This window comes from Dactylosporangium sp. NPDC000244 (assembly GCF_040300725.1).
Classification (GTDB): domain Bacteria; phylum Actinomycetota; class Actinomycetes; order Mycobacteriales; family Micromonosporaceae; genus Dactylosporangium.
Genome location: NZ_JBEPEH010000046.1, coordinates 98,582 through 108,579 on the forward strand (window position 1 = coordinate 98,582; position 9,998 = coordinate 108,579).

The 9,998-nt window shown below is 67.7% G+C and carries 13 protein-coding genes and 1 pseudogene; 12 read left to right on the top strand and 2 right to left on the bottom strand.

The features are described from left to right. Window positions 1–16: 16 nt before the first annotated feature. A complete protein-coding gene (locus ABT369_RS47250; RefSeq protein ID WP_350623324.1) occupies window positions 17–655 on the bottom strand; it encodes an SMI1/KNR4 family protein in 639 nt (212 codons plus the stop codon). 84 nt (window positions 656–739) lie between these two features. Here ABT369_RS47250 and ABT369_RS47255 point away from each other — a divergent pair, with 84 nt between their 5' ends. From ABT369_RS47255 to ABT369_RS47275, 5 genes and pseudogenes are all read left to right on the top strand, one after another. Next, the gene (locus ABT369_RS47255) at window positions 740–1,051 is read left to right on the top strand and encodes a transposase (RefSeq protein WP_350623326.1); all 312 of its coding nucleotides are present in this window, start codon (window positions 740–742) and stop codon (window positions 1,049–1,051) included. Then, window positions 1,048–1,707 (top strand): annotated as a pseudogene (locus ABT369_RS47260) (IS3 family transposase); the annotation flags it as partial. The gene ABT369_RS47255 and the pseudogene ABT369_RS47260, both read left to right, overlap by 4 nt. A gap of 34 nt (window positions 1,708–1,741) precedes the next feature. Next, complete coding sequence (locus ABT369_RS47265) at window positions 1,742–1,966, top strand: IS3 family transposase (protein ID WP_350623328.1); 225 nt, start codon at window positions 1,742–1,744, stop codon at window positions 1,964–1,966. A 105-nt stretch (window positions 1,967–2,071) separates the two neighbouring features. Continuing rightward, on the top strand, window positions 2,072–2,527 hold the full coding sequence (locus ABT369_RS47270) for an HAD-IA family hydrolase (protein WP_350623330.1): 456 nt from the start codon (window positions 2,072–2,074) through the stop codon (window positions 2,525–2,527). Window positions 2,528–2,798: 271 nt separating this feature from the next. Continuing rightward, a complete protein-coding gene (locus tag ABT369_RS47275) occupies window positions 2,799–3,242 on the top strand; it encodes a DUF6896 domain-containing protein (RefSeq protein ID WP_350623332.1) in 444 nt (147 codons plus the stop codon). A 145-nt stretch (window positions 3,243–3,387) separates the two neighbouring features. Here ABT369_RS47275 and ABT369_RS47280 read toward each other — a convergent pair whose 3' ends face one another. Continuing rightward, the gene (locus ABT369_RS47280; RefSeq protein ID WP_350623334.1) at window positions 3,388–3,843 is read right to left on the bottom strand and encodes a hypothetical protein; all 456 of its coding nucleotides are present in this window, start codon (window positions 3,841–3,843) and stop codon (window positions 3,388–3,390) included. 318 nt (window positions 3,844–4,161) lie between these two features. On the opposite strand from ABT369_RS47280, the gene ABT369_RS47285 reads away from it, so the two are divergent. The 7 genes from ABT369_RS47285 to ABT369_RS47315 all read left to right on the top strand — a co-directional run bounded on the left by ABT369_RS47285 (window position 4,162) and on the right by ABT369_RS47315 (window position 9,825). Further along, window positions 4,162–4,758 (top strand): hypothetical protein, encoded by a 597-nt coding sequence (locus tag ABT369_RS47285; protein ID WP_350623336.1) that lies wholly within the window; start codon window positions 4,162–4,164, stop codon window positions 4,756–4,758. Beyond that, window positions 4,755–5,687 carry a nucleotidyl transferase AbiEii/AbiGii toxin family protein gene (locus ABT369_RS47290; RefSeq protein ID WP_350623338.1) on the top strand — a complete coding sequence of 311 codons (933 nt, stop codon included), beginning with the start codon at window positions 4,755–4,757 and terminating at the stop codon, window positions 5,685–5,687. The genes ABT369_RS47285 and ABT369_RS47290 overlap by 4 nt, the downstream gene beginning before the upstream one ends. A gap of 76 nt (window positions 5,688–5,763) precedes the next feature. After that, window positions 5,764–6,615: a hypothetical protein gene (locus ABT369_RS47295; protein ID WP_350623340.1), complete on the top strand. Its 852-nt coding sequence runs from the start codon at window positions 5,764–5,766 to the stop codon at window positions 6,613–6,615. A gap of 289 nt (window positions 6,616–6,904) precedes the next feature. Continuing rightward, a complete protein-coding gene (locus ABT369_RS47300; protein WP_350623342.1) occupies window positions 6,905–7,654 on the top strand; it encodes a tyrosine-protein phosphatase in 750 nt (249 codons plus the stop codon). Window positions 7,655–7,883: 229 nt separating this feature from the next. Continuing rightward, window positions 7,884–8,267 carry a DUF6283 family protein gene (locus ABT369_RS47305; RefSeq protein ID WP_350623344.1) on the top strand — a complete coding sequence of 128 codons (384 nt, stop codon included), beginning with the start codon at window positions 7,884–7,886 and terminating at the stop codon, window positions 8,265–8,267. Between the two features lie 161 nt (window positions 8,268–8,428). Continuing rightward, window positions 8,429–8,830 carry a hypothetical protein gene (locus tag ABT369_RS47310; RefSeq protein WP_350623346.1) on the top strand — a complete coding sequence of 134 codons (402 nt, stop codon included), beginning with the start codon at window positions 8,429–8,431 and terminating at the stop codon, window positions 8,828–8,830. A gap of 281 nt (window positions 8,831–9,111) precedes the next feature. Beyond that, complete coding sequence (locus tag ABT369_RS47315) at window positions 9,112–9,825, top strand: hypothetical protein (RefSeq protein ID WP_350623348.1); 714 nt, start codon at window positions 9,112–9,114, stop codon at window positions 9,823–9,825. Window positions 9,826–9,998 lie beyond the last annotated feature (173 nt).

The following is a 9,998-nucleotide window of genomic DNA, read 5'->3' on the forward strand; positions in this document are numbered from 1 at the left end:
GGTTATCGTTGTGTCCTTACCTTCCTGCTCTTGTGAGAGGAGCCTGGAACGTCGGGCGCCAACGGAGCTGTCCCTCCTTGTCGGCATGCGCCAGGTACCCGTCCACTGGTGTCCCGTTTGAGAGTCCGGCTGCGATGTCGGCGAGCATGGATCGCACGCTGGGCCAGTGGATCCGTTCGCCGGCTCCGCCGTCGTGGGAGAACGACCGTACCGCTCCTCGCAGCGGCCCGTCGCGCAAATCGGCGAACAGCAGTCCGCCCATGACGTCCATGCCGAGCGGCAGCCATGATGGCAGCCAGGCCAGCCGCTGTGGCGACCCGGCCGGCTCTCGGTCCCAGATCTGCACCGCGTCGGGCGACGGCAGCACATCGCGTAGTACCTCGTTGCGTGTCCGAGATAGCAGTGCCCCCTGGGCGTGCGCATCCTGCGGGGACAGCGGCGCGTAGCCTGGTGGCAGCAGCCCGATCCGGTCCATGCCACCGACGAGTTCGGCCGTGCAGCGCCACCACGCCTGAATGTCGGCCATGGGCATCAGTGGGGAGGCGAGTGTCGATGGTTCCATCGAGGTGTCGGGTGCCTGGGTGAGCGAGCCGGGCAACGACCGTTCCAGCCACGCCCGGATCATGGCCCAGCTCCGCTCGATTTCTGTCACCACCAGGTCATTCTGGCAGGCCTTGAGCCACCCCCGTTTTCATGGAGCTTCTTGATCATGGTCTGATGGCCGTGGGGAGGAAGATCCGTGGCACCACCGAAGAAGTACCCCGATGAGCTGCGGCAGCGTGCTGTGCGGCTGTATCGGGAGTCGGACCCGAAGCCGGTGATCCGGCGGCTGGCCGCGCAGCTGGGCGTGCATCACGAGGCGTTGCGCAACTGGATCCGCCAAGCCGAGGCCGACGCCGGGGAGCGTACCGACCGGCCGTCCAGCGACCTGGTGGAGGAGAATCGCAGGTTGCTGCGGGAGAACGCTGAGCTGCGGCGGGCGAACGAGATCCTGAAGGCGGCGAGTGCGTATTTCGCCTCGGAGCTCGACCCGACCCGGCGACGGTCATGACGTTCATCGACGAACATTCGGACCGCTTCGCGGTCGCGCTCCTGTTACGGGTTCTGCAGATCAGCTCTTCGACCTACTACGCGTGGCTGCGCCAAGCCGCCCAGCCCTGCGACCGTGATGAGGTCGACCGGGGGCTTCTATCCAACATCTACGACATCTGGACCGCGTCGGGCTGCACCTACGGTGCGGACCGGGTCCACCGCCAGCTGCGCCGTGACGGCATCCGGGTCGGCCGCAAGCGCGTGGAGCGGCTGATGGCCGGGCAGGGCTGGCAGGGCGCGTTCCTGCGCCGCGGCTGGCGCGGCGGCTCAACCGTGCAGGACCCGCGGGCGACGCCGGCCCCGGACCTGGTCAACCGACGGTTCACCGCGACCGGCCCGAACCGGTTGTGGGTCGCTGACGCCACCCGCATCCGCTGCGGCGAGGGCGTGTTCTGGCTCGCCGCGGTCCGGGACGCGTTCTCCAACCGCATCGTCGGGTGGAAGGCCGGCGACCGCTGCGACACCGACCTGATCCTCGGCGCCCTCGAGTACGGCATCTGGACCCGCGACGTCCGCGACGGCCAGTTGATTCACCACAGCGACAGAGGCTCGAACTACACGTCGTTCCGGTTCACGCAACGCTTGTCCGACAACGGGATCCTGCCCTCGATGGGTTCCGTCGGCGACTCGTACGACACTCAACGCGCTGATGGAGAACTTCTGGTCGACGCTGAAGATCGAGCTCGTCTACCGCACCTCGTGGCGGACCCGGGACGAGGCCGAGAACGCGATCTTCGAATACATCGACGGGTGGTACAACACCCGCCGCATCCAACGCGACCTCGGCTACCGCAGCCCAGACGAATACGAGACCGCCTGGCACGCCCAGACCGAGCCAGATAACCTCACCCCTGCCCCGACCGGAGGCAGGTAACCACCGCTCCATCAAAGCGGGGGAAGCTCAAACGAGCCGCGTTACGCCGCGCTGGCCGCGGCAGTCGGACCGGCCTATGACCGCGAGTCCAGCCACGCGCGGCGGATGGCGCACCGGGCGGAACTGAATGCGGTGCTGGAGCCGACACCTGGCATCGTCGGCTGGCTCGACCGGGCCGTGCAGCTGGGGCTCCGGCTGGCGGTGGCGAGCAGCTCCCCGATCACCCACGTGGGCGCGATGCTGGATCAGGCCAGGCTGCGAGCCCGGTTCGAGGTACTGGCGACCGGCGAGGAGGTGGCCGCGCACAAGCCGCATCCGGCTGTCTACCTGCTGGCGCTGGACCGGCTCGGGCTGCCGGCGAAAGAGGCGGTCGCTTTCGAGGACACCGCGCACGGCGTCGCGGCGGCGCACGCGGCCGGGCTGCGATGCGTGGCAGTGCCGAACCCGCATGCTCACGACGCCCACTTCAAGGCAGCGGACCTGCTGCTTCCCAGCGCCACAGACCTCTCCCTCGACGCTGTTCTGGCCCGGCTGGCCCGGTGCGTGGGCGGTCCGCGGTAAGTGGAGCCGGCGCACGTCGGTGGCGTTTTCCCTGATCAGCCGTAGCGAGGTAGGCCAGCAGGGCGACAGCAAGTTACGCGTGCGGACTGGGCCTACCAGGTTGGCCGTCCCGGGCAACCTGGTTCCACGGGGCGGTCATAACCGGCCCCGCCCCTAACGCCGCCGCCATCGACATAACTATGAGTAGTCGCAACCTGGCGGCAATCGAGCGGACGCGCGTCATCGGCGGCATGTGCGTGCACCGGCGCTGGTGCGCGCGGACAATGCTGGAGTGGATGGAACCTCTGGCGACGCGATCGCTGCAACGCAGGCGTTCCTCGCCGCTTACAGCGAGGTCAGGACGCTGTTGCTCGGTGACCTTCCCGGCGTCGACGGGATCGCGGGCCTTATGCACGCCGTCCGATCCGGGCGGGTCATCGAGCGCGAAGGAACCACTGCTTCCGGGATCGCGTACCTCGTACATGGGGCGGGTTGTCTGATGACCGATCGGCGCGGCCGAGTGGTGGACGTCGACCTGCGGCGAGATCCGGCGACCGGATCGGTGGTCGAAGCCGCCGACGTGTGGCGCATTCAGCAATTCCTGGCGAGCTGCGATGCACCCTCCGTGCCGGACGAGGACCTGGAGGCGACCTGCCAGCACCTATCGTCCCTCGGCCGGCTACGAATGCTGGATGGCACGGGGTGGTTCGCCGTCGACCATTCCGCCCATCCGTAGCAGCATCGCGTCGGCCCAGGCCATTCACCACCGGGGCGGCGAATGCTGGTTCGCAACTGCCCTCCCACAGCGCCAGATGAGTGCGCGCCATTGGGTTATAGGGGACTCGGATAACCCGTCGGCCGCACCCCGATCCCGCAGAGCGTCACTGGAGCGGGCCGGTGCCATTCTCCCGGCGCAGTCGCCTCTCACGACGCGCCATGAAGACCCCGCCCGCGACGATGACGGCGAGACCGGTGAGCAGCAGGATCGGAACCGCGCCGCGCATCTCATCGTCGGTCTGCAGGTACACGCCGCCGGGTATCCAAACGACGGCGAACCCGAACGTCAGCACCGCGAAGGGCAATTCGAATCCGCGAAGTCTTGGCGGCGTCCAGATACGCGTGACCGCGAGGACAGACAACACCAACATCCCGGCGCCCATCAACGTGAAGAGCCAGCCGACCCAGCCGAGCACCGCGGCCGCCACGAGCACTGCACCGGTTCCCGCCGTGATCGCCGCGTATCGGCGCTCACGGCCGCGCCATCTCTCCGGAACTCGGTGTCGCGTGATCGCGAGAATCGAGAGCGCGAACATGAAGATCGCGTACGCCCAGGGCACCAACATAATCTATCGTTCTGTGGCCCAGTGTCCCCCTGCTGGAACCGGGACCGTCCGCTCCTCGCAGCGTCAGGTCGCGGCGCGGCGGCCTGCCGGCACCCGGCTCCGCCGGAGCCGTCGCCCGCACCGGCAGCAAGCGCACTCATCGCCAGGACAGGAAGCCTAGGCTTCACCGTGCTGGTTACTCGCTGTGACGTGCACGAACAGGCCGCCGCGCACCGTCGGCGGCAGATCCGGTAATGTGATCTTGGCTGTTCACCTTGTGCGGTCGCGGGGGAGGCCGCCGTTTGGCCTGTCGAGGGGGTTAGCCTCGCTGGCGTGCTTGACGGGGACTTCGAGATCCATCTGACGTTGCTGGCCGATCCGCGGCTCGCCGGTTTCGCCCTGGCGCAGGGGCTGAAATACACCCGTATCGTGCTCGACCGCGGTGTGACTCCCGACCAGCCAATGCTGACGTTACGCACCTGCGGTCGGCTCGCCGCCGTGGCCGCCGAGGCGCACGGCTGGGAGGAGCGGCTGGCCGGGGACGGATTCACGGTCGTGCGGGTGAAGGTGGAGGCATCGCCGTTCAACGGTGGTGTGCCACAGCTCGATGCGGAAGCCCCACCGGACCAGTACTTCGAGCACCACGTCAAGCTGGTCGTCGATAATGCCGGCATCGTTCTGGCCCGGCGAATCAGCCTGCGGCACACCGCGCATGTGTCCCGCAACGCCCGCCGGGGTGACCCCGACGGGCGCCATGAGCGGTTCGTCACCCAGCGTTGCCGCGGCTGTGGCCGCCCGGAAGCACGCCGCCGCCTCGACGCACTGCTCGCGGAACTCACCTCGGCGAGGCTCACGATCGTCGAGGTCGAACAGGAGTACGTCGTGCTGGACAGCAACCCGGCTGTGGACGCCGGCTGGATTTCCGCATGAATCCGCACCGCTTGGCGATCGATCACATCCTCGCCCTCGTCGGTGACTCGCCGCTGGCGGATGTGCTGGTCCTGCGCGGCAGCGTCACGATGCTGGCGTGGGCGGGACCGCACGCGCGCGAACCTGCCGACATCGACTGGATCGTCCGGCCGATAGCCGTCCAGCCCCAGGATCGCTGGTGGCCGTATCCGTATGTCGACGGGCTCCACCGCGTGCGTAGCGCGCCGGAGACCGTGCACCGCAGGCCACGAGACGAGCTGTGGGCGGCACAGGAATACGACGCCGAGGGCCACCGGCCACGCCTCCCGCCGGACGGGTTGCGCTGGCTGCGCGCCGACGATATCGAGCCCGACCGGCCGCATATGGATCTGCTCGAACTGCTGGAAGCCCATCCGCTGACACCCGACGGGGTGCGGCTCGACCCCGCACGAGCCGAGTTCGACGCCGCCTTCGGCTGCAGCTACGAGACGACGGGATACGACGGGGCGGGCGTACGCGTCATGGTGCCGTTCGACGGCGGTGCGGTACAGATCGATTTCGCGTACGACGAGACGCTGCCCGAGTCCGCGGTGCTGACCGCGATCCCGCGCATCGATGGCACCCCCACCGCACTCTGGACCGCGAGCGCGGCGCTGTCACTGGCCTGGAAACTTCAATGGCTCGTCGCCGACCACGCCGATCGAGGCAACGGCGACGGCAAGGACCTCCACGACGCCGTGCTCCTGGCCGAACTGCCCGGGATCCGGCTGTCGCCACGGCTACGCCGGATGTCAGGCGTTGCAGAACTCGACCCGGCGACGGTTAGGACCTGGACCGTCACGAACCACCCCTCCATGCACGATGGCACCACAGACTGGCTCGACCGCCTCGTCTGCGCCCTCGAACCGCTCTTACCCGGTCGCCACGACCCCGACGCCAACCGCCCCTAGTGCCCCTGACTGCCCTCCAGCCCGCAGGAGGACGCGCTACTTTCGGCAGATCAGCAAGCCGGACGATCCTCAAGTCATGACGTTGCGTAGCGAGCGGATCGCGGCAGATCCGGTAACCACGGTCGAGCCACGTCGCCCCGAGCATGACTTCCGCATCAGGTTCCGCGAGTTTGGCGTGCCGGATGGTTTCGGTGACCGCGTCGTGTGCAGCGGCAGGTTTCTGTCGTACCCAGTCGGTATCTTGCCGACAAGGTCGGCAAGCGGAGGTTACATGCAAGCGCAGGATTCACCTTTTCGTCCTTACTGGTGGGCGTTTGGCCTGGAGGCGGCCGGGGTGCCGGCCCGGCCTGCGGTGGGCACGTACGGCCGGTACGAGTTCGAGGCGCTTCCACCGGTCGCGCGTGAGCTGACCGGTGACCTGGCGTGGCTGGCCGACCTGCCCACGCCCGAGGAGTGGAGCATCGGCACCGAGCCGGTCACCAAACTTCCCGAACTGGAGGCCGCCTGCGACAGACTGGGCCTGGCCTTACCGCCGGTCTTCCTGCGGTTCATGCGCTCGCCCGCGTTGCAAAGCAAGATTCGCTCCTGTACGGCCTGCTACATCAGCGTAGATCCGGTGCCTGTAGAGGCGCCGGGTTCCGATGGCTATCTGATTCGGTTCCTCGCCGATCAGCAGGGCTGCCTTTACTGGTACCTGTACCTCACGGCGACCGACCATGCGGTCGTGTCCTCGTCGGACTTCTACGGCGGCCCGGAGTCCGACGATACCGAGCGCGGCGAGATCGACTTTTGCGCCGAATCCTTCGAGTCGTTCCTCTACCGCTTCTGGCTGGAGAACGAGATCTGGTGGGCCGCCAACGAAGGCGACTCAATGCCGACCGACGCCCACGAGTACATCAGCGGTTACCAAGCCGTCGACGGCCGCTGATCCGGGGCAGCTGCTTTCAGATCAGGACGGTCAAGCGGCCTTCGATCGCTCGGCCCGCCTACAAAAGCCACAAGCGACGGTTGACGGTGCGCGGCCGGATGGGTCGACTCGGCAGCGCGCCGTCATCGACAGAACAGGGCACCTTCGCGCCGCTTGGGCCCGTCACCGACCGCACCCGCCTTGAAAGTCGCCGCGCACGATCGGCGGCATGAGTGTGCGCCGTACTCGGTTGGTTCTAGCGTGACCAAGCACCATATGAACGGCATGGAAGTCGTTTTGAGCGGAGGCGATGTTGGACGTGTTGCACTGGTCGGGTGGCCGGAACGTGCGGGACCTGGGTGGTCGGGCGTTGCGCGTCGGCGGCTGCACGGCGTTCGGGAAGGTGTTCCGTTCGGCGGCGCCGGAGCACCTGACCGATGAAGGGTGGGCTGCATCGAAGGCGGCGGGCGTGCGCACTGTGGTAGACCTGCGGAACGCACCGGCTGAGACGCAGCGTCGAGCAGAACATCCGATCATCAGCGCCGAGTCGCTGCAGGGCCTGGTCTTCGTGCCGGCGCCGACCGAAGACCCTGATGACACCGAGTTCCTCCGGGTCTGCGGGCCGTTCCTGGATCATCCGCGCTGCTGGGCCGACAATGCCCGGCTTGCCCCCGACCGCATCTCCGCCGCTCTGCGCGCGGTCGCCCGGGCAGACGGGGCAGTGCTCGTGCACTGCGCGGGAGGCCGGGACCGCACCGGCATGATCTCTGCGATGCTGTTGCACATCGCCGGTGCGACGGACCACGCCATCATCGATGACTACGCGGCCGGGTGGCGTGGCGCAGCGGCGTATGCCGGGCACGCCTGGGTCTATGACCCCGACCAGGGCAACTGGCGCGAGCACCAGCAGGAGCCGACCCTCGCAGAGGACGTGGAACGTCAGTTGGCGGACAGGACGCCCGCTCTCCGCGAGTGGATCGCAACGTTCGACGCGACCGACCTACTGGCCCCCGCCGACCTGCGCGCGATCAGAGCGCTGCTGACTCCTGCTGCTCCGTAGGCCGCGCACGGCATACAAGCATGATTGCCACCCATGTACCGTACGATCGCTACGCGGCCAGCAACAGCGCGCAAGTGCAAAGATCGGATGCCCGCTCATCGGCTAGATCCGCGCGCCGAGCCGCCAGCCGGGCCATCACGGTCTGTAGCGCGCGGATCGCGGCAGATGCGCGCACCCGAGGCGGGTCGGCGAATGGTTCGGGTCCGGTCGCGATCGTAGGGTGACGGGCATGGTCGAACCGGCGCCGCTCCCGCATCGGGGCTTCCCCTGCGATGAGTGCCCGTTCCGTGTAGATAATGCCGATAACGCAGCTGCAAAGTTCCCGGCCGAGCGATGGGCTGACCTCGCTGTCACCGTTCGTGATCCGGCGACAGGACGGCAGCCTATGCTCGGCGACGACCTGTTCGGCTGCCACAAAGGCACTCCGGGAACCAACGCGGACCTTGCTTGTGCTGGCTGGCTTGCTCGATTCGGCGGCGATCATGTCGGCGTGCGTGTCGCCATCGTCGGTGGACGGCTTCCGGAAAGCGCGCTCGAGCCCGGAGCCAACTGGCCGGCGTTGTACAACACCTGGGAAGACGTCCTTGACGCCCAGACGATGCCGGAGCAATAAGCTGCACCACGCTCGGGTCCGCACGGCCGCCGTCGCGCCGCGCGAAGACAGCGGCTATGAGCGCACCGTCGGCGGTTGCCCAGCACGTCGACATGGCCGTGGTCGCCGCGATTAGGTCACACGAGCATGAAGTACTTCCGGGTGTGGTCTACGCTAACCGCGTGGTTGAACGTGTTCAAGTAGCGCTGACACCGGTCGCCTGGGATCGGCTCACCGTGGGGGCCGGGGCCGGCTACGCCACGCTCGTGTCGGTGCCACTGGCGGTTGGGTATCCGGAGTCGACGCCGCTGTACGTCATCTGTGTGCTGCTGACGGTGGTTCCGCTGGCGTGCCGGGACCATCTGGACTTCCGGGCCGCGTGCCTGCTGGTCACCGTCGTGCTGGTGCCGATGGCGCTGTGCGGGATGTTCTTCGGCCTGTTCGTGTACATGCCGGCCGCGCTGCCGTTGGCCCTGGCCGCGCTGCCGACGCCGAAGCGGTACCAGCGTCAAAAGCTTGTCGCGGTCGGGGTCGTGCTCGCCGCGGTCCTCGTGCTGTTCGCCATCCAGTTCGCCCGATTCTAAACGATTCTTGATGCCAGCCGGTCAGGCCTCGCCTCATCCTGTCGGGTTCTGCGGCCCATCGCAGCCGGCCTTGATCGTCAACCACGGAGGCTACATCTGCGCCAAGGCTGCCGATGGCCATAGCACCCCTGGCCGCAGGCGGGATCACGTGCGCGCTCATCGGCATGGTCGGACGCGGCCGACCATGCCGAAATCCGCTCACGGTCGGTGAAAATCTTTGGGCGACTGTCGAGCGCCAGCAGCGGCATGAGCGCACAGGCCGTGCTCGGTATGGTGTGGCGATGTCCGTTGCCCAGGAAGCCGGCAGGTTGATCGCGGCAGCGGCAGGACCACGTTTAGCGCCACTTGGCCTTGTGCGCTCTGGGCGCTCGAGACTGTGGTACGCCGACCACCAGTGGTGGTTGACCGTTGTGGAGTTCCAGCCCGGACGCAGCCCTGGCACGTACCTCAATGTTGGTGCGATGTGGCTGTGGGCCGGTCGCGACCGGTGGGCGTTCGACGAGGGCGCTCGGCTGCGCTGGCGTCCGGACGGCTCCTGGGCGTCCGAACCGCCGATCGGTGAACGAGGGTGGACCGAGCACGTCGGCTTCCTGAATCCCGATCAGTTCGCGCGGGACGTCGCCGTGGTGGCTGACATCGCGGCGGGCCAGGCCGCCGAGCTTCGGCGGCAATTTCCCGATATCCATGCCGTCGCGTCCGGCCTGATCTCGCGCCCGGCGCGCCGCGACGAATCACCGCTCTGGCACGCCTTCCATGCGGGTGTTGCCGCAGCCCTGGCCGGAAAGACCACGATCGCCGAGCAAAATCTCGCCCGGGTTGCCGCAACGAACTCGTCGACCGGCTGGGAGCACGCCTTGGCCGCCGAGGCATCGGAGATCCGTGATCTGGTAGGCGATCCTGCGGTGCTGCGCGAACACATTGCTCGCGTGGTCAACGACAGCAGGCACCGGCTGAATCTTCCACCCGTGCGGCTGGAGCTCGGTCCTCGGCCTTGACGCAAAACTTCCGCTCATCGGCATGGTCGTGCTCCAAGGTCAGGTGCCGGAGGCCATGTAGGCGGCGAGGATGTAGTGGGGGTGGCGGTCGAGGTTGTTGCGGGCCCGGTCGTAGCGCATCGTCGTTCGCGGGTCGGCGTGGCGGGCGGCGATCTGGACGTCGCGGAGGCTGA